Raw genomic sequence first — 18,858 nt, forward strand, 5'->3', positions numbered from 1 at the left:
ATTTTTTTGACTAATTAATGCAATTGGCATTTCATCTTCTTTGGATTAAAGGTAAAATTACTTTAAAAATTTTGCCGTTGTTAGAAATGATAACTTTGTCATCAGTAAAAAATGAGTAGCGTTTTTCTATATTTTTCAAACCTGTTTTTGTACTGTCGGCAACGTTGCTTCTTGGCAAAATGGGGTTTTCGATTATTAATGAATTGTTCTCCGTGTAAATTAAAACTTTCAACGGATTGGCTTGCGAAGTTTCGTTATGCTGAATGGTATTTTCGACCAGCATTTGCAAACACATTGGTAATAGAAAATCATTTTTCTTGCTTTCTTCTATTTTTATTTCAAAAAGTATACTTTCTTCAAATCGAATTTTTTGCAGATAGATATAATGATTTATAAAATCCAATTCTTCTTTTAAGGGTACTAATTCTGAATTTTTATTATCCAAAACATAACGATAGACTTTGGATAATTCATTGATAAAATGAGCGGCTTTGTCTTGATTTTTATAAACCAACGAAGTCAAAACACTGAGATTATTGAACAGAAAATGCGGATTCAATTGATTTTTTAAATTTTCCAATTGTGCATTGGCACTTTCTGTTTTGTATTTTTCGACTTCAAGCAAGCTATTTTTTAAGGCATTAAAAAACTCAGTTCCAATTTTTATAGATAAAAGTACAAGAGTAAAGAGTATGGCTGGAGGAAATATTTCCATCATTTTACGATCGATAATCCTACCATCACCAAATCTTAATTGATGAAGCGTATACATCAATGTAAATAAGGTAATTGATGTAAAAAAAAGCGAAAGTAAACTCTGAATAATCAATCTTTTTTTTGCGTTTTCAATCCAAGGATGTCTCGTATTTAGAAAACCGTCGATAGCTTCATTTCCTTGCCAAATAATCAGTACAATTGCTGTAATAAATACTAAATCCCACTCAAAAAAATCCTCAATCCGAAAAAAGACAATTTTAAAAAAGAGTGTTATTGCAACCGCAATCCCTAATTTTTGTGTTATTTTAAATTTTGAATTCTTCATTTTTTTCTTGAAACTGCAATTTATAAATAAAATTTGTAAAGAAATCCGGTTTACAGATTAGTTATTTATTGAAAACCTATTTCGTAGTCGTTTGCTAAGCTGTTTTTTACTTGGGAGGATTTCCTTCGTGTGGTGGACGAGTCGATTTTTCGAGTTCGAGATACTTTACAAATACATTTTCAGGGATGACTTTTTTTACTTTGGAATCTCTAATTTTTGCAAGTGCCTCTACTTTCGGTTTTTCCGGCATACGGGGTGGATTAGATTTAAAATCAATTAACTTATCCATTTCTGTAAAAAACTCCTTGTAGACAACACTTATTTTTGCCGTTTGGTTTTTGTCGAGTTGGAGTGGTTGACAAATTTTTTCGTTTACCATTTTTAATCGTTCTTCAATGGTGGGGGGTTTACGTCCTTTTCCATCAGCTTGGGGCTGGGCAAAGCAAAAACCTGCAAATAACACAGTAAATAAGGAAGTTATTACAATAATTGATCTCATAATTATTTGATATTTAATTGGTATTGATTTTGGTTCTAAAAGTAAATTTTACGATTCTTTTTGTCTCTTAAAATTGTAATTTATAAATAAAATTAGGAAAAAAGCCCAATTGATAGGTTGTATTCAAACTCATATTTTTAGTATCATACGTTTGTGAAAATATATTTTTATGATTGGTCACATTTTGTAAATCCAATGAAAAGGATTGGGATAGTTTTTTGGTTTTGCTATTAATGGTATAACTTCCTTTTAAATCCAATCGAAAATAATTTGAATAATTGGCCGAATAGGCAGCTGTTGAAAATACTTCTTGACCCGTTGTTTGCGAAGCTGTTAGGTCTATTGGTGTATAAGCCCTACCGCCAGCATTGGTGAACTTAAGGTCTGTCGAAATTTTATTTTGACCACCTACTTTCCATTCTTTTCCTCCTAAAATATTAAAAACATATTTTCCGTTGAAAGCCGTATTTCGCTCCACGCCATCGCTTCCTTTGTATTTTGAACTGTACAAAGACGATGTAAACAAACCGTAATACCCCTTACTGAAGAATTTTTCAATGGTAACTTCTGCACCATAATTGGTTCCAGTTCCTGCATTGACCAGATTGTCTTCCAAATCGGTTTTGAAGCTTGAACCCGTGTTCAACATCGAATAACTGCTGGAAAAAGTATTCACTGGAACATTAGAAATAGATTGATAATAGACTTCGGTTTTCACCCTCCAATCTTGAAACGGTTGCAAATCGTATCCTAAAACAAAATGCTGACTTTTGGTAAAATCTAAATTTTTGTTGTTAAAAGCATACGAACCATCCGTTTTTTGAGTTTGCAAAAAATATACATTTATCGGCTGCATTTGCGAATGCAATCCATACCCCAAACTAAAACTACTGTTGCTATTTACAGCATATTTCAACCCTAATCGTGGTTCAATTGAAACCGAATTATTCAAGAAAAACTTTTGCGAATGCATGCCTGCATTTAAAGTTAGTTTTTCGTTAAGGTTGAATTTGCCATGAAAAAACACTTGCGCCAAATTTGTAAAACTGCTTGTATCCCAAACCTGTTTCCATGCATCAGTATTATTTTGTTTTGTTTTATAAAATAAATCCAAGCCCATCAATTCATCTTGAATACCTGCTTTTATAAAAAATTTGGAGTTTACTTTTAAACTATAAGTAGAGCCAAAATTATAGCCCGTTTTGGCCACATTGCTAACTTCTTTGGAAAAAGAAGCGTTTGCCATTCTGTCAAAATCATACGAAGTTTGGTCTGTTTTAGAATAATTCAATCCAATAGTCGAACTGATAAATGATTTGGTATTGATTTGTTTGAAATGATTCAACCCTACTATTCCAATTTTACTAGCAAAATCAACTTGATTGCCGTTTCCGTATAAAGAATTTGAATTTCCACCATCAATATTTATGGTGCTGGAAGCCAAAATTCCGAACATGGAGAATTTACCCAATTTAGAGGTACCGCTGTTCAATTTAAACGATAAATCTTGATAGGACGGAGTTGCTGTTGTCCCGATATCAACACCAACCAGTTTAGCAACTCCTGCTAATCCGTAGCGATATCCTACCAAATAGGAAGAACCTTTTTCTTTGTTTATGGGGCCTTCAGTCGTGGCTTCAAGACCAGTAATAATTCCCAATTGAATGGTAGTTTCTCGCTTTTTTGAATTTCCATTTCTAAAACCAATATCAAAAACACCCGAAGTGGCATTCCCATATTCAGCTGGAAAAGCGGATGTAAAGAAATCGGAATTCTTCAACAAATTGGTATTCAATGCACTTACGGCTCCTCCAGTCGTCCCAACCGATGCAAAGTGATTGGGATTGGTCACATTCATTCCGTCAATTCGCCACAAAACACCAACCGGAGAATTTCCTCTAATAACAATATCATTTCTGCTATCATCGGGCGTGCTTACACCCGCAAAATTGGCGGCCAATCGGGCAACATCGCTTCTGCCGCCTGCAAAGCGATTGACTTCTTCCATAGAAAATGTTCTCGCACTTATGGAGGCCAACTTATTAATCGTGCCCGCTTTGTTGGATGTTTTTATAACCACTTCGTCCAGTTTTTTATATTCATCTTCCATCGTTATATCCAAAATCACTTCTTTACCCGAAGTTACAATCACATTTGGAATTACAACTTCTTTATAGCCTACAAACGTGACTTTAATTTCGTAACGATCAGGAGTAATATCTGTTAGAGTATAATTCCCTTTTTCATCGGTTACCGTTTGTTTTTCGGAATTGTTTATTTGCACGGTTGCCCCAATTAGGGCTGTTTGCGATAGTTTATCGATCACAATTCCGCGAATATTCTGCTTGTTATTTTGAGCAAATGTAGCCGTAGAAAGGAACAGAAGAAAAAGTAATTTTTTCGCCCCAAGTGTAGGCTTTATTCGTTTGAAAAATAGCACAATACTCAACAGTAGCACTATTAATAAACCCCAAAAAAATAAAGGCGACATTGCTTTGTCTGAATTTGCAGCTGTTGATTTCCATTTCCCATTTTCTAAAACCAAATTAATTTCTTGCTTATTTTCGTTATTCAAAACGAAAAGTTGGTTGGGCAAGCCTTTTTTTAAAATAATCAAGGAGCTCTGATTGTGTGGAATATCCATAAAAAGTGTATTTTTAAAATACATCGATGTGATTTTTTTTGGAAAACCAAATACCTCTGTTACCAATTTAGTTTCATGTCCTAACAAAACTTGTGGTTTACCAAATTTAAGCGTGTCTTTTGCATTACAAATAAACAAAACACTTTTGTTGAAATGGGCTATTACTAATGCTCGGAATTCTTCGGGTGTTTTGTATGCATTTTTTGAATATTTATAATCAACCTCACCTTCAAAAGCGGTTAATGAACTGTAGATCTGCAAAAAGCATTTCCCTGTTTCATCTTGATAAATCATTACGGTTGACAAATCCGGCTGATGTGCAAATATTGAAAAACTATAAAAAAGGAACAGAATTCCAATTATATATTTTTTCTTTGTTTTGGGATTAAAATAATTAGTTAACATAAGCTCCTTTCAAACAATTAATAAAATTATTTGCTCCAGCTTTGTCTACATGATAATGATATCCTCTTATTGCATCACTATGTCCTCTGCATTCATCGAGATCGGTTGATTCAGCTCCTTTTGTATCCAGTCTTGCATACAATCCATGACCATCAATTGCATAACCAATCATAGGTGCATGTCCATCCGTTTGGGCAATTTCTTTCGATTTTCCATTGGCTGCATGATAATGGTAACCCGCTCCCAAATTGATATGTCCACCGGCATCGTCAAATGGTGCTAGTGTATATGCTGCCAAAATAATGCTAACCGGTGCCGGAGCATCAAATCGAACTCCGTTAAAAGCAATTCCTCTTAGACTAGGTCCAGAAGATTGTGGCCCCATTCCGAATTGTATGGAATTAGTTAGTTTAACAGGACTTACTGGGAGATAATAGGTTTGAGTTAAATTAGCAACGTACGAAGGTAAACATTCCACACAAAAATTTTTGTATTCTGGTCCTACACTTGGGTTTGCAGCTGCCTGGCATTCGGCTTGTGTTTTGGTTTTAATCACTTCGCCTGTACTACTTTTGTACATCATCCAAGTAGGATCAGAAAAAAAAGTGGCTAAATTTTTTATAAATGCACCATCCACATCATATACATTTCCGTCTTTTAACCAAATTCCACCAGCATCTGCTCCATCCGAAATATTTGTGGGACACCATGGACCCATCGCATGATCAGTGGGAGTACCTTTGCTAACAATTTTATAACAATCCACAGTTGTTCCATTTGAGAGTGTCTTGGAAACAATACTTATTGGTTCCGCTAATCCTGCAAGAATAAAATTATCCGAATTTACTTTTACAACGGTGCTAACAGTTGTGTCAACTGCATTTTCATTGTCTTTGCTACATCCGAAAGTAATTAATACTATTACAATTAGCACTGCTATTTTCTCGATTTTGATTTTTTTGTTTTTCATATTAAGTTTTTTTAGTAGGTTTCTTTTTCTAATGTTTTGATATCATCCAGCATTTGTTGCATTTCCAATTCCAAAGTTCCGTTGTAAATGCCTCTTATTCTTTTGGTTTTATCCACCAAAATAAAATGTTCTGTATGCAGGAATTCCGTGCTGTCTTTACTAAAACCAATGTCTTCTTCGGCAAAATAGGATTTGCGGGCCAAACTGTAAATGTCATTTTTAGAACCCGTCAGAAAATGCCAATTTGGATTCGAAATTTCATTTTTAGCTTTATAATTTTTTAATACAGTCGGTGTGTCAATCCAAGGCGTAACCGAATAGGAGAGCAATACAATATTGGAATGGAATTTTAGGCTTTCGTTTACAATTTTTAGGTTGGTTGTCATTTTTGGGCAAATGCTGCCACAGGTCGTGAAGATAAAATTGGCAATGTGAATTTTCCCTTCAATCGATTTTTGAGAAATCAGAATACTATCTTGATCCCAAAAAGAAAAATTAGCAATCGTGTGTTTGATTTTAGATTCCATTTCGGATTTATCGGTAAGGAATATTGGCGTGAATTCGGGCTCGTTATAATAGGGTAAAGCAATGGCTTCCTCTTTTTTATTCGAACAACTTATCAATATTAAACTACTGAACAACAAAAACACTATCCGATACATTTTTACAATTTTTAGTTCCCAATAAACCATATCTTTTTCCTTTTATAATTACATAGTTGGCTCTAATTTTGCCATTGTCATACCATAATTTTTGACTTCCTTCTTCCTGACCGTCTTTAAAATGTGCCAAATGAATTAATTTTCCATCGAACGTCCATTCGCTCAATTCGCCTTCATATCCATCATTTTTGGCAATGAATTCAAACCGTTTGTTTCCGTTTTCCCAATAAGCCAATTGTTTTCCGTTCTTTTTCCCATTGAAATAAAAACGTGATTCCATCAGTTGTTTGTTGGGATACCATTTTTGGCAAACGCCACTCAATTGACCGTTGATAAAACCTTCTGAAGAAATAGTATCTTGATTGGGATATAATTCAAATAAAAAACCGGAATATTTTTCTTTATTTAAATAGACAACATCATTCAAAACCGTAATTTCTTTGGATGATTTTAGGCTATAGATTTTAGGTACTTTTGACTCATTCTTGGAACAGGAACAAACCAAAAGAAACAGAAAATAAATTTTGAAAAATTTCATTTATTGTGAAATAGTTCCAGGTGTTCCGTAAAATCCGTTTCCGTTTAAATAGGGTGCTTCATCGGTAAAATGGTAATGATAAATACCATTTGGATAATCAACAGTTGCGTGAGTATGACCGTGATAAACATCTAAAACGGCATTGGTAACCACCGTTCCGTTCTCTTCTTGTGGGCCATAAACAGGAAAACCATCCAATAAAAATCCTATCAAACCCGATTTTGTCGATTTTACAGTAGTTAAATACAAAGGCTCCACGTGATAATGATACACTCCTTGTTGTTGTGGATGTCCATAATATTTGTCGAAAGTGGCAATTTCGCCTGTCAAAGCTTGGTTGTTAGGTCCTGCATATTGGTTGAAAAGCGCCACTCCATTTATAGCTACACCAATTGCACCTAAAGGCGTAGCAGCATGTGTCGAAGCCACTACAGGATTTAATGGTATTTTGATTGTAGCGGTTTGTTCAATTATCGAATTTGGATTTTTGACAAAAGTATTACCACCAAAAGTGGTTCCAGAATAGGATTCGTATAAGGCATTAGTTGTTGGATAATAAGCACTTTTATGATCTGGCAGATCTTTTGTTTTAATGTAAATATAGGTTCCATCACTGGTAATGCTGGTCGCTCCATATATTTTTTTGTAAACAGCTGGGATTTCAGTTGTTGCTGTGGTTGTATTTGTTATGGTATCTTCGCTGTCATTATTACTGCAACTTATAATGCTGCCAAAAGCAATTCCAATTACTAACAAAGCACTCATTTTTATATTTCTCATACTTGAATATTTTAAAGTTTATTCAAAAGTATTTCTTGTATTCGCTTCTAAAAAGTTAGTTTTGGTTGAGTTGTAGAAAAATCGTGTTGAGTCGTTATAGAGACACAGTTTTCAAAATTTGCAAAGGTAGTTTCGAGAATTTTTTTTTTCAATACTAATAAAGCAAACTGACAAAGTTAATTAAGCACTTTCTTCATTGAATTGGCGTTAATTCGTGTCAAATTTTTGTCAAGTCTAAATTGTGACGACTTTCAAAACAATAATAAAAAATTAATCTTAAATACTTCATCGTCTAGTTGTTATAAAATAAACTATTTAATAACTTTATGGTTGCCATGAAAAAGCTGTCACCATATCGACTATCCAAAGACGAATCGGCTTTCGTCCAAGGACCTTTGTCTCGTTTTAAGGAGTTGGTTTTTACTTTCAAGGTACAATATAACTTTATCAAGGCTTTTCGTAAAATGCACTTTATTGGGCCCTGTGTCACGGTTTTTGGGTCGGCACGTTTTGGTCCGGAGATGGATCATTATCAGGATGCGGAACGAATTGGAGCTGCAATGGCAAAGCTGGGTTTTACCGTAATGACTGGTGGCGGCCCCGGTATTATGGAAGCTGCCAATAAAGGCGCTTATGAAGCAGGTGGCTATTCCGTGGGTTGTAATATTGTACTTCCCGTGGAGCAAAAACCAAATCCGTATCTCCACAAATGGATTTATATTCCGTATTTTTTTGTTCGAAAAGTGATTCTTGTGAAATATTCCTTCGCCTTCATAGTGATGCCTGGCGGAATTGGCACTTTGGACGAATTGTTTGAAGCCCTGACTTTAATTCAAACCAAAATTATTGCCGGATTTCCCGTCGTGATTTTTGATACTGAATATCATAAAAATTTGTGTGAACATATTGATATGATGGTGCAACACGAAAGCATCAGTCCTGCAGATATGCAATTATTGTTTGTAACGGATTCCGTTCCCGATTTGGTAGCGCATATCGAAAATCACGCCATTAAAAAGTTTGGACTGAGGAAGATTCAATATAAACCAAAATGGTGGTTTGGAGAGCGTAGCAGGTAATGTATTTGTTTTTTCTTTTTGGAGTAGTAAGGCAATTGGGTGATTTAGCAGAGCTTTCCTAGAATTAAATAGAATTTGTTTTTTTTAGAAATACTTCGGGGAGTGGGTTTTCAATAAGAATGTAGTTATAGTAGTTTTCTAATGATAAATCTAGGTTTAAGTCTACTTTCAAAATAAGTTTTAATTATTTTTTTAAAAACACATCGTAAGCAAATCGAATTAATGTACCTAATACAACGACTAAAAAGAAGATTCGGATGAATTTATTACCTCGATTGATGGCTATTTTGGCCCCTATCCAACCACCAGTTGCATTACTGGCAGCCATCGGTAAGGCGATAGCCCAGATGATTTTACCTTTGAGCATGAATAAACAGATAGAACCAAAATTTGTTGCCAGATTTACCATCTTGGCATTGGCAGAAGCGTGCAAGAAGTCAAATCCCATTAAGGCGATAAAGGCAACAACAAGAAAGCTTCCCGTGCCAGGACCAATAAATCCATCGTAAAATCCTACCACAAAACTGATTCCAACGCCATTCAAAATTTGGGTTCTTGGAGAAATATCTCTAACTTGATGTTGTCCAAAATTTTTCTTTGCATAAGTATAAATTGCCAATAAAGAAAGAACCACCAGTAATAATGGTTTCATGAAATCATTGCTCACATAGGTTAATACTGTCGATCCCAAAAAGGCAGCTGGAAAGGCCAAGAGCATCATGATAATGAGGATTCGCCAATTGATTGTGACTTTTTTCATGTATTGATAAGCGGCGAATGAAGTACCACTAAAGGCTGGAATTTTCAAGGATCCTATCACTGTAGATACGGGAAGATTAGGTAATAAGATAAGTCCCACCGGAGTTTGTATGAGACCGCCACCACCTACAATTGCATCAATAAAACCTGCGAAAAAAGCAGCTAAACAAAGTAAAACGATGATGTAGGTCTCCATATAATTTGAATTCGATTTGGTATTTCTCTCTTGCAGATTAACTTAGAAAATAAGATTTTTTTTTAAAACTTTACGGTTGTTCGATTTTAAGACAGATAACAAAAATACTATTCCACATTCTATTATTGCAAAAAATTAGCTATTGATTTCGTTTCAAAAACATTATTTTTGCTTTTTTAAAAAATAGAACAAAATGGATATTTCAAAAATACTAGAATTATTGAGTTATACTTTACCCGCAATTATCACAGGGATGGTTGCTTATTACTTTTTTAATTTACATACCAAAAATGAAGAAGGAAGGCGTCGCTATTTATTGATGAAAGACGGGCAAAAAAACTCCATGCCTTTGCGTTTACAAGCTTACGAGCGTATGACCCTGTTTTTGGAACGCATTAGTCTTTCTAATTTACTGACTCGTATTTCTCCTATTTCGACCGACAAAAATGATTACGCCAATTTTGTTATTGCTCAAATCGATCAGGAATTTGAACATAATTTGGCACAACAAATTTATATGACCGATGAATGTTGGACAATTATTACGACTGCCAAAAATGCTACAATCCAAATGATTCGAAAAGCGGCTATGAGTCCAATTGTAAATAATGCGGATCAATTGAGAGAAACTTTGTTGAATGATTTACTAGAAAGGCAAACGCCAAGCAATGCAGCTTTGGGTTATATCAAAAAAGAAGTGAGCCAGATGTGGTAATTTTAGTTGCTTAGATTCTAAGAGGCTAAGTTTCTAAGTTTTTGTTTTAGAAACTTAGCTTTTTTTTGTTCTTTTATAAAATTCTTATAGTCATAGTAACTTAGAATCTTAACCTCTATTCTTTAAGTAATCGATCCAATTGAAATTGTTCTTTTTCATTCAAACTGGGCAATAACGTTTGAAAAGAAGTTCTAATTTCAGGATTTTTTAATAATACTCGAATATTTTCTCTTCCAAATTTCGAAAATTGCCACATATGGTGCGTGGTGGCATTGACTAAATTTTTTAAAATTGCTTCATTGATTATATTGAAATTAATTAAGTATTCTAAAGCATTTTGTCTGGTTGTAGCTTCATAATTGGGAGAAGAATAATTGACCAATTCCTGAATGACTTTTTCTTTATTAACACTATATTCGGGTGTTGAAATGGCTAATGATAACCATAAAATCCTCAAATTTAAATCATTAAACCCAATCCAGTTTTTTGATTTGTCTAAATACTCATTTCTTTTATTTCCAAAATTATTCCATAAATTATACAATGCGAATTCTTGAGTTTGATACGACTTATCATCGAGTAACGTTTCATATTCGATTCTGAATTCTTCAGGTATTTTTTGAAGAGTACTTGCCACGGCCTGACGAACTTGAATGTTTTGAGTTTTCAACGCCAGTCCCAATAATTGCTTTTTGTCTTCAAAGTTCTCTTTCATAAGTTGGCCTACAATTGCTTCTTTTACGGTGAAAAACACATTAGATTGCAATGTTTTTTCGAAAAAGTTATATTTCTCTGCCAATGGTTTGTTTCTGAGTTTATCAACTTCAAGTTGTACTTGCATTGCTTTGTTTTTGGCTAATAATGTATTGGCTACTTCGCTATTAAAACCAGAAGATTCTAGCCATACTTTACTGAAATTTGCCAAATCATAATCAGAAACTTTCTTAATCTCGTCAAAGAAATTTTGTGTAGTTACATTTTGGTAAGCATACTTATTCAGATAACTTTTTACCGCTTTTTTGAAGGCTTTCTCCCCGATTCCATCTCTTAAAACGTGTAATGCCCAAGCTCCTTTTTGGTAAAATGACAGAGAGCTGGCTTTAGCATTCAGCACCGGAATGGTATCCGTTTTGGAGGCCTGTTTGAGTTGCATGGATGATTCGTTTAATTTGGAATAAAAATAATCCTCCCCGTAGATTTCTTTTTCGGCTAGCAAAGCATAATAGGTGGCAAAACCTTCCTGAAGCCAATGATCTTTTCCGCTTTGAGCAGTTATTAAATCCCCAAACCATTGATGTGCTAGTTCGTGTGCATTAACATTGGTATAACTTCTATCTTCAAAACCAACTTCATCGACTACATAACGGGTTGTAAATAAAGTTGCACTAGTATTTTCCATACCAGCATAGAGAAATTCTGAGACAGGAATTTGTCTGTAAATTTTCCAAGGGTACTTCACTCCTATTTCTTTTTCCAAATAATCAAAAATTTCCTTAGAATAGCGATAAGTAGGTTCTTGTTTGCTAATGTCTTTTGGATTAATGTACATATCTAATGGAATTCCAGATTTAGATTTTTGGTGACTTTTGTTAAAATTTCCTATTGCAATCATCAACAAATACGAACTCATTGGTTTTTTCATTTGGTAACTCCAATGTGTCATGTCTTTTTCGTTATATTTTTTTTTCAAAACTCCATTGGACAAAATTTGGTATTTAGAATCAAATATTATTTCCATATTAAAAATTACTTTTTCATTGACATCATCAAAACTAGGAAACCAATGACTGGTATATTTTCCTTGTCCTTGTGTCCAAATTTGTAAGTTTTGGGTTGTTTCTGAACCTACAAAATACATGGTTTGTTTGGGTTTGGCTTGGTATGAAAACTGTAAGTGATTTTTGCCTTTGTGGAAAGGATAAATCAGCAATAATTCATTTCCGTTGGTTACAAAAGGAATCTTTTTGTTGTTTAGTTCCACTTCAGAAAATGTCATATTTTGCGCATCAATTTTGATGGTGTCAATTGGTTTTAAGACATTAAAAACATAGGAAACTGCGCCTGTAACACTTTTTGTATTCGGATTGACACTTATTTTACCGTTAACAGTTTTGAAATCAACCGATTTGGTTTGTTGTGCAAATGTATATAGAGATAGAAGCAGGAAAAGGTATTTCATTACAATTAAATTTGGTACTAAAGATATTCAAAGTTACAAAGGTTTGATTAACAAATCGAACATAATTTGTAAGTTTACTGCCAAAATAAACTAATATAATACCATTGAAAAAGAAAGCCTTATTTAATTGGAGCAGCGGTAAAGATTCTGCTCTAGCATTATACAAAATCTTGCAAGGAGAAGAATTTGAAATTCACTGCTTATTAACCAGTGTAAACCAACAATATCAGCGTATTTCTATGCATGGTGTTCGAGTAGAATTATTGGAACAACAAGCAAATAGTATCGGATTGCCACTTGAAATAATGCAAATTCCCGAAATGCCAACTATGGAAGTGTACGAAGCAGTTATGCAAACCACACTTGCCAAATTAAAGGAACAAGGTGTAACGCATTCCATTTTTGGCGATATTTTTCTAGAAGATTTAAGAAAATACAGAGAAGATAAATTGGCTGAAATAGGTTTTGAAGGCGTATTCCCGTTATGGAAAGTTCCTACCCAAAATTTGATTCAGGAATTTATTGCATTGGGATTTAAAACTATTGTAGTTTGTGTCAACGAGCGTTTTTTGGACAAGAGTTTTGTTGGTCGCATCATCGATCAGGATTTTATTAATGATTTACCCGAAAATGTTGATGTATGTGGTGAAAACGGTGAATTTCATACGTTTACTTTCGATGGACCGATATTCTCCAAGCCCATAGATTTTGAAATTGGTGAAACCGTATATCGTAAATATGAAAAACCAGAAAACAAAGAGGAAACTAATACGGCATGTGATACATCAGCTTCTGATGCCTTTGACTTCGGGTTTTGGTATTGTGATTTGTTGAATAAGCAGTAATTAAACCCTTTTTGTATTTGAATATTTGGCTCTTTAAAACGATAAAAGAGTTGTATTATATAGAATTTTAAAAAATAGAAACCATAACTGATAATGAAGAAATGGTTTCTATAGTGTTATAATTAAGATTTAAAACTTAATCTATTTCAGGTAAAATAAAATCATTCAAAACACTTTTTTCAGACATGAGAGCCTCTATTTTATTTGATTTTCTAGGTGCAATTTCAGATAAGTTTATTGGACTTCCATTAGTTACTAAAATGTTGTCTTCTATTCGAACAGCAATTCCCCACCATTTTGGATCGCAATTACTGCCAATCGGAATATATATTCCGGGTTCAACGGTAACCACCATATTTTTTTCAAATGTTAAAAATAAACCAGGATCATGTACATCTAGTCCAATATGATGTGTTGTTCCATGTGGGAAGTATTTTCTAGAATCTTCTGCTTTTTTAATAATGCCTAATTGTAATAATCCATTTGTAATCACTTTTCGCGCTGCCTGATCGGATGCTGTAAAAACATTTCCAACTCGTACTGATTCAATTCCTTTTTCTTGTGCTTCGTAAACCAAATCATAAATTATCTTTTGCTCTTCAGAAAATTTACCATTGGCAGGAATAGTTCGGGTTAAATCGGCAGTGTAACCATGATATTCAGCACCAAGATCCATTAATACGAGTTCGTTTTCAACTTTGATTTTACTGTTTTCACTATAATGTAATACGCAACCATTATTTCCTGCACCAACTATTGATGGGTAACCCTCATATTCGCTTCCATATTTTTTGTAAATAAATTCATGAACACCTTGAATTTCTGCTTCAGACATTCCTGTATGCATGGCTTTCATTATTTCGCGTTGTCCCATTGCAGAAATTCGAATGGTTTTTGTTAATAATTGAATTTCTTCATCGGATTTTATTTCACGCAAACTGGCCATGTACGTATTTAAAGTTTTTGTATCTATCTTTGCTTTTTTAGGTACAATTCCATTACTATTTGTATTATTCGTTTCCAAATTTGTAGAGTACCCAATTTGTTTTTTAAATGAATTTACTAATTTAAAAATATCAGCTTCTTCATTTTTTAAATCTCGGTAATCTTCTTTAAATTCTGTAAAAAACACATTGTCAAAGCTATAAAAATTTACACTTTCCTTTAGAAATTCTTTTCCATTAAGAGCATTGTCAAATCCTAATTTTTTTACGGCACCTTCAATTCCTAACCGTATACCGGTCCATTGTTCAGCTTTTGGATTTTTTTCTTGAATATATAATTGTTCGTTATAAATTTTACCAAATTTATCAGTTTGTTTATCTGAAAAAATCAATAAAACACAGTTTGATTCTCTATAACCAGTTAAGTAATAGAGGTTTGGATCCTGATGATACACAAAATCGACATCATTGGCTCTGTTATGTATTGGATTTCCAAAAAATACTGCTACACTATTTTTCGGCATTTTTTTACGCAATGCTTCTCTTCTTGCTTTATGAAATTGAGGTGTTAAATAATCATTAGGATTGCCATTTTGTGATATTGCTGTATATACAATTGTGATAATTAGGATGATAGAAAATTTGATTTTCATTTTAATTGGTTAACTATTAGTAGAGAGGTTTTTTTGTTAGAAAAAATGTAAATATATATATTTTTAGTTATGATTTTTTTCTAAAGAAATGATTTTTGAAATATCACTCAAAAAAAAAAGAGAACAATAAAGTAGCTATACTTTAAAGTTCTCTTATAAGAATGTGCAATAATTGAAATTAACCAAACATCAATTTATTAGCCAAACTCTCTAAACGTATCTTGTTTGAATACTTTTGTGTATTCCAATAAAAAATACAGGTATTTTGAATAGAATAATTAAAACTCAGTTTCAAAATATTTAGTTTAGTTAATAGTATAGATGGCATAATTTGTAAAAGGTTGCGTCAATTTTTATAATTATTATTTTTCTTCATAAATTTTAAACAACTGCGACACAGTATTCCAATTGCGAATAGTTGCCGTTACATTCAGTTTTTTCTCGATGTATTTTTGATCAAATCTTGTTTTTCCCGCTCCTACAGCATACTTAATAAAAATTCGATTTTCATCAATATGTGCTTCATCGGGTTTTACCTGACTCATTTTTAAATCATTGATAGAATCACTTCGCAACGCAATGGAAGTAAAAGCTACATATAATTTTTTAGTGTCAACATCTTTCTCTTTCAGAAATGGATTGTTTTTGAGACTTTTTTCTAAATCCGATTTTCCAATTACAACAATAGGAACTTCGTGACCAAATGCTTTAAAAATTTCTTGTTTAATTTGAAAACCCACTTTTGCAGCATTTTCTTCTTCGGTATCCACAAAAACATTTCCGGATTGTATATACGTTTGCACATTCTTGAAACCAATAGCTTCTAAAGTTGCTTTCAAAGCGTCCATTTTCATCATATTGTGCCCTGAAACATTGATGCCACGAAGAAGTGCGAGATGAGTTGTCATTTTTTTATTTTTAGAATTGCAAAAGTATTGTGCTTATTAGTAATAATTAGATATTTCTTAAATTTTTACTTTTACAACCACTTTTTTTACTTTCGAAATTTGCCCTGCTTTTACACCAGGTCTATGAAGATCCTCTGGAAAAAAAAGCGTAAACATTCCTTCCTCTACTCGAAGCATTGACGTTTCGCCTTTGTAGAAAGTGTAATCTTTTTCTAAGTTTTCTTCAACAACCTCTTGATTTGTTAAAGGAGTAAATCCCATAAGTTCAACTCCTTGAATTACGTATTGAATGTCTATGTATTTATGATGACCTTCTAGAACAGAATCTTGCTCTTCCTTGGTATCATATTCCTGAACAATGGCAAAAATAGCATCATTGTCAATTTCGTATTTCCCTGGCTCTATTGTCACTAAATCAGTGTTGGTAATGAATTCAAATCCTTTGGCCAATCTTTTGGTAAGGGTACTGTATAATCTGTAGTTTTCTATTTTGTCAATAACCATTTTATGCTTTTTATATTTGTTCCAAAGATATTGTGAATTATAAGAATTTCCTAAACAATCCCATTTCCAAATTTCCAAACAAAAAACTATCTTCGCTTCAAAAATAAAAATCCGTTTTCATCAGCGCTTTTGCATTTGCAAATTTGTTTAATCCGTGTACAAAAAAAATGTCCAATAATCTCCTAGATACTCCCATAGAATTTCTCAAAGGCGTTGGTCCCAATCGGGGCGTGTTGTTGCGTAAGGAATTGGGGATTTTTAAATATGGTGATTTAGTCAATTTTTTTCCAAATCGGTATATTGACCGCACTCGGTACTATAAAATTAATGAGTTGCAAAATAATATTGCCGAAGTACAGATTATTGGTAAAATTATCAATATCAAAACGGTTGAATTTGGTCGTAACCAAAAACGTTTGGTCGCTACATTTGTTGATGATACAGGACAAATGGATCTCAACTGGTTTCAAGGACACAAATGGATTAAAGAGAGTTTGAAGCTCAATGAAGTCTGTGTTATTTTCGGAAAATGTGCCCAATACGGAAATCAATACAGCATGGCTCATCCCGAAATCGAGTTGTTGAGCGAGCACGAAAAAAGCCTGCGTTCGGCCATGCAACCCGTATATCCATCCACTGAAACTTTGGCCAATCGCGGCATTACAAATCGAGTGATTAACAAAATAATGCAGCAATTGTTTCTGGAAACTCAGGCCTTATTCAGTGAAACTTTGCCTTCTTATTTAACAAATGAACTTAAGCTGATTCCCAAGAATGTAGCTTTGTTCAATATTCATTTTCCCAAAAGTGCCGAAATTTTGGTGAAAGCCCAATTCCGATTAAAATTTGAAGAATTGTTCTTTATTCAATTGCAATTGATAACGAAGAATCTAATTCGGAAACATAAAATAAAGGGACATCCTTTTTCAATAGTAGGACAATTTTTCAACGACTTTTATAAAAACCACTTGCCTTTTGAATTGACAAATGCCCAAAAAAGAGTAATTAAGGAAATTCGAACTGATATGGGAAGCAATGCCCAAATGAATCGATTACTCCAAGGTGATGTGGGTTCTGGGAAAACCATTGTTGCTTTTATGAGCATGCTTCTGGCATTAGACAATGGTTTTCAAGCCTGTTTAATGGCACCAACGGAGATTTTGGCGAATCAGCATTTTATAGGATTGTCTGAATTGGCAGCTTCTTTAAATATCAATATAAAAATACTGACGGGTTCAACCAAAATCGCTGCACGTAGAATTATACACGAAGAACTGGAAAATGGTACTTTGCAAATCCTTATCGGTACCCATGCTTTGCTGGAAGACAAAGTAAAATTCCAAAATTTAGGACTGGCGGTTATTGATGAACAACATCGTTTTGGCGTAGAACAACGCTCCAAATTATGGAAAAAAAATGTTATTCCTCCCCATATTTTGGTCATGACGGCCACACCTATTCCGCGAACTTTGGCAATGAGTTTGTATGGAGATTTAGACATTTCGGTGATTGACGAATTGCCTCCCGGAAGAAAACCTATTCAAACCGTGCATCGTTTCGATTCCAATCGATTAAAAGTATGGAAATTCATTCGGGATGAAATCGCTTTAGGACGCCAAATTTATATTGTCTATCCTTTAATTCAAGAATCAGAAAAAATGGATTATAAAGATTTAATGGACGGTTACGAAAGTATTTCTCGTGATTTTCCATTGCCTACCTACTCCATTTCAATCCTTCATGGCAAAATGAAACCCGTCGAAAAAGATGCAGAAATGAAACGTTTCTCCGAAGGAAAAACTAATATTATGGTTGCAACAACCGTAATTGAAGTCGGTGTTAATGTACCCAACGCCTCTGTAATGATTATCGAAAGTGCCGAGCGTTTTGGATTATCGCAACTACACCAATTGCGCGGTCGTGTTGGGCGTGGTGCCGATCAAAGTTATTGTATCTTGATGACTTCATTTAAATTGTCCAGTGACAGTAAAACCCGTATGGAAACGATGGTGAATACCAACGACGGTTTCGAAATTGCCGAAGTCGATTTGAAATTACGTGGACCCGGTGATTTAATGGGAACCCAGCAAAGTGGTGTGCTCAATCTTCAAATTGCTGATATTGTCAGGGATAGAGAAATCCTATTATTGGCTAGAAATTATGCCATTCAAATTCTCAAAGACGATGCCCCTTTACAAAAACCTGAAAACGCAATCCTTAAAGCCGTTTTTATAGAATTAACCAAAAAGAAAAATATTTGGAATTATATTAGTTAGTTTTTAAAGTTGCTAAGAGGTTAAGAATCTGAGTTTCTATTATTATAAGTAAATTTTTTTTCAACTCACAACATATTTTTCTAATCTTAGTTTCTCAGTATCTTAGAAACTTAGTATCTCAATTTCCAATATTTGTATGTACAAACGTTAAATAATAATCAACAATTCTAATATTCCCAATTCTATAACCTAAATTTGCATTTAACTAAAATTTCTGAAACCTAACCCTATTTTTATATCTAATTTATATAAAGATAAAT

General features: G+C 33.6%; 16 protein-coding genes. 4 read left to right on the plus strand and 12 right to left on the minus strand.

The window, feature by feature from the left end; translation table 11 throughout:
• Positions 1 to 31: 31 nt before the first annotated feature.
• From OYT91_RS04490 to OYT91_RS04520, 7 genes are all read right to left on the minus strand, one after another.
• Entirely contained in the window at positions 32 to 1,042 is a 1,011-nt protein-coding gene (locus OYT91_RS04490; RefSeq protein ID WP_281239683.1) for a sensor histidine kinase, read from the minus strand.
• 106 nt (positions 1,043 to 1,148) lie between these two features.
• Entirely contained in the window at positions 1,149 to 1,541 is a 393-nt protein-coding gene (locus OYT91_RS04495) for a hypothetical protein (RefSeq protein WP_281239684.1), read from the minus strand.
• A 67-nt stretch (positions 1,542 to 1,608) separates the two neighbouring features.
• Positions 1,609 to 4,590 (minus strand): TonB-dependent receptor, encoded by a 2,982-nt coding sequence (locus OYT91_RS04500; RefSeq protein WP_281239685.1) that lies wholly within the window; start codon positions 4,588 to 4,590, stop codon positions 1,609 to 1,611.
• The gene (locus OYT91_RS04505; protein WP_281239686.1) at positions 4,580 to 5,560 is read right to left on the minus strand and encodes a YHYH protein; all 981 of its coding nucleotides are present in this window, start codon (positions 5,558 to 5,560) and stop codon (positions 4,580 to 4,582) included. Before OYT91_RS04505 ends, OYT91_RS04500 begins: the two co-directional genes overlap by 11 nt.
• Before the next feature lie 11 nt (positions 5,561 to 5,571).
• Positions 5,572 to 6,252, minus strand: coding sequence for an SCO family protein (locus OYT91_RS04510; protein ID WP_281239687.1), 681 nt, complete (start codon positions 6,250 to 6,252; stop codon positions 5,572 to 5,574).
• A complete protein-coding gene (locus OYT91_RS04515; protein ID WP_281239688.1) occupies positions 6,191 to 6,760 on the minus strand; it encodes a toxin-antitoxin system YwqK family antitoxin in 570 nt (189 codons plus the stop codon). The genes OYT91_RS04510 and OYT91_RS04515 overlap by 62 nt, the downstream gene beginning before the upstream one ends.
• Positions 6,761 to 7,540 carry a YHYH protein gene (locus OYT91_RS04520; protein ID WP_281239689.1) on the minus strand — a complete coding sequence of 260 codons (780 nt, stop codon included), beginning with the start codon at positions 7,538 to 7,540 and terminating at the stop codon, positions 6,761 to 6,763.
• A 335-nt stretch (positions 7,541 to 7,875) separates the two neighbouring features.
• On the opposite strand from OYT91_RS04520, the gene OYT91_RS04525 reads away from it, so the two are divergent.
• Positions 7,876 to 8,619: an LOG family protein gene (locus tag OYT91_RS04525; protein ID WP_281239690.1), complete on the plus strand. Its 744-nt coding sequence runs from the start codon at positions 7,876 to 7,878 to the stop codon at positions 8,617 to 8,619.
• 184 nt (positions 8,620 to 8,803) lie between these two features.
• Here OYT91_RS04525 and OYT91_RS04530 read toward each other — a convergent pair whose 3' ends face one another.
• Positions 8,804 to 9,574, minus strand: coding sequence for a sulfite exporter TauE/SafE family protein (locus OYT91_RS04530; RefSeq protein ID WP_281239691.1), 771 nt, complete (start codon positions 9,572 to 9,574; stop codon positions 8,804 to 8,806).
• Between the two features lie 193 nt (positions 9,575 to 9,767).
• On the opposite strand from OYT91_RS04530, the gene OYT91_RS04535 reads away from it, so the two are divergent.
• Complete coding sequence (locus tag OYT91_RS04535; protein WP_269222840.1) at positions 9,768 to 10,289, plus strand: DUF7935 family protein; 522 nt, start codon at positions 9,768 to 9,770, stop codon at positions 10,287 to 10,289.
• Between the two features lie 115 nt (positions 10,290 to 10,404).
• On the opposite strand, the gene OYT91_RS04540 is transcribed toward OYT91_RS04535, so the two are convergent.
• The gene (locus OYT91_RS04540) at positions 10,405 to 12,468 is read right to left on the minus strand and encodes a M1 family metallopeptidase (RefSeq protein WP_281239692.1); all 2,064 of its coding nucleotides are present in this window, start codon (positions 12,466 to 12,468) and stop codon (positions 10,405 to 10,407) included.
• A gap of 104 nt (positions 12,469 to 12,572) precedes the next feature.
• On the opposite strand from OYT91_RS04540, the gene OYT91_RS04545 reads away from it, so the two are divergent.
• Positions 12,573 to 13,313 carry a Dph6-related ATP pyrophosphatase gene (locus OYT91_RS04545; RefSeq protein ID WP_281239693.1) on the plus strand — a complete coding sequence of 247 codons (741 nt, stop codon included), beginning with the start codon at positions 12,573 to 12,575 and terminating at the stop codon, positions 13,311 to 13,313.
• A 136-nt stretch (positions 13,314 to 13,449) separates the two neighbouring features.
• Here the strand turns inward: OYT91_RS04545 and OYT91_RS04550 are convergent, their stop codons facing one another.
• The 3 genes from OYT91_RS04550 to OYT91_RS04560 all read right to left on the minus strand — a co-directional run bounded on the left by OYT91_RS04550 (position 13,450) and on the right by OYT91_RS04560 (position 16,322).
• Entirely contained in the window at positions 13,450 to 14,910 is a 1,461-nt protein-coding gene (locus tag OYT91_RS04550; protein WP_281239694.1) for an aminopeptidase P N-terminal domain-containing protein, read from the minus strand.
• Positions 14,911 to 15,272: 362 nt separating this feature from the next.
• The gene (locus tag OYT91_RS04555) at positions 15,273 to 15,818 is read right to left on the minus strand and encodes a DUF1697 domain-containing protein (RefSeq protein ID WP_269222838.1); all 546 of its coding nucleotides are present in this window, start codon (positions 15,816 to 15,818) and stop codon (positions 15,273 to 15,275) included.
• A gap of 57 nt (positions 15,819 to 15,875) precedes the next feature.
• On the minus strand, positions 15,876 to 16,322 hold the full coding sequence (locus OYT91_RS04560) for a NanQ anomerase/TabA/YiaL family protein (RefSeq protein ID WP_281239695.1): 447 nt from the start codon (positions 16,320 to 16,322) through the stop codon (positions 15,876 to 15,878).
• 167 nt (positions 16,323 to 16,489) lie between these two features.
• Here OYT91_RS04560 and recG point away from each other — a divergent pair, with 167 nt between their 5' ends.
• Positions 16,490 to 18,598 carry an ATP-dependent DNA helicase RecG gene (recG, locus tag OYT91_RS04565; protein ID WP_281239696.1) on the plus strand — a complete coding sequence of 703 codons (2,109 nt, stop codon included), beginning with the start codon at positions 16,490 to 16,492 and terminating at the stop codon, positions 18,596 to 18,598.
• Positions 18,599 to 18,858 lie beyond the last annotated feature (260 nt).

Origin of the sequence: Flavobacterium praedii (assembly GCF_026810365.1) — a bacterium.
In the GTDB taxonomy this organism is placed as follows: Bacteria; Bacteroidota; Bacteroidia; order Flavobacteriales; family Flavobacteriaceae; genus Flavobacterium; species Flavobacterium praedii.

Bases quoted from the DNA above. Each gene is read 5' to 3' on its own strand.
- OYT91_RS04550 (WP_281239694.1), bottom strand. From the start codon at position 14,910: ATGAAAATCAAATTTTCTATCATCCTAATTATCACAATTGTATATACA.
- OYT91_RS04490 (WP_281239683.1), bottom strand. From the start codon at position 1,042: ATGAAGAATTCAAAATTTAAAATAACACAAAAATTAGGGATTGCGGTT.
- OYT91_RS04500 (WP_281239685.1), bottom strand. From the start codon at position 4,590: ATGTTAACTAATTATTTTAATCCCAAAACAAAGAAAAAATATATAATT.
- OYT91_RS04510 (WP_281239687.1), bottom strand. From the start codon at position 6,252: ATGGTTTATTGGGAACTAAAAATTGTAAAAATGTATCGGATAGTGTTT.
- OYT91_RS04515 (WP_281239688.1), bottom strand. From the start codon at position 6,760: ATGAAATTTTTCAAAATTTATTTTCTGTTTCTTTTGGTTTGTTCCTGT.
- OYT91_RS04495 (WP_281239684.1), bottom strand. From the start codon at position 1,541: ATGAGATCAATTATTGTAATAACTTCCTTATTTACTGTGTTATTTGCA.
- OYT91_RS04505 (WP_281239686.1), bottom strand. From the start codon at position 5,560: ATGAAAAACAAAAAAATCAAAATCGAGAAAATAGCAGTGCTAATTGTA.
- OYT91_RS04520 (WP_281239689.1), bottom strand. From the start codon at position 7,540: ATGAGAAATATAAAAATGAGTGCTTTGTTAGTAATTGGAATTGCTTTT.
- OYT91_RS04535 (WP_269222840.1), top strand. From the start codon at position 9,768: ATGGATATTTCAAAAATACTAGAATTATTGAGTTATACTTTACCCGCA.
- OYT91_RS04525 (WP_281239690.1), top strand. From the start codon at position 7,876: ATGAAAAAGCTGTCACCATATCGACTATCCAAAGACGAATCGGCTTTC.
- recG (WP_281239696.1), top strand. From the start codon at position 16,490: ATGTCCAATAATCTCCTAGATACTCCCATAGAATTTCTCAAAGGCGTT.
- OYT91_RS04555 (WP_269222838.1), bottom strand. From the start codon at position 15,818: ATGACAACTCATCTCGCACTTCTTCGTGGCATCAATGTTTCAGGGCAC.
- OYT91_RS04540 (WP_281239692.1), bottom strand. From the start codon at position 12,468: ATGAAATACCTTTTCCTGCTTCTATCTCTATATACATTTGCACAACAA.
- OYT91_RS04560 (WP_281239695.1), bottom strand. From the start codon at position 16,322: ATGGTTATTGACAAAATAGAAAACTACAGATTATACAGTACCCTTACC.
- OYT91_RS04530 (WP_281239691.1), bottom strand. From the start codon at position 9,574: ATGGAGACCTACATCATCGTTTTACTTTGTTTAGCTGCTTTTTTCGCA.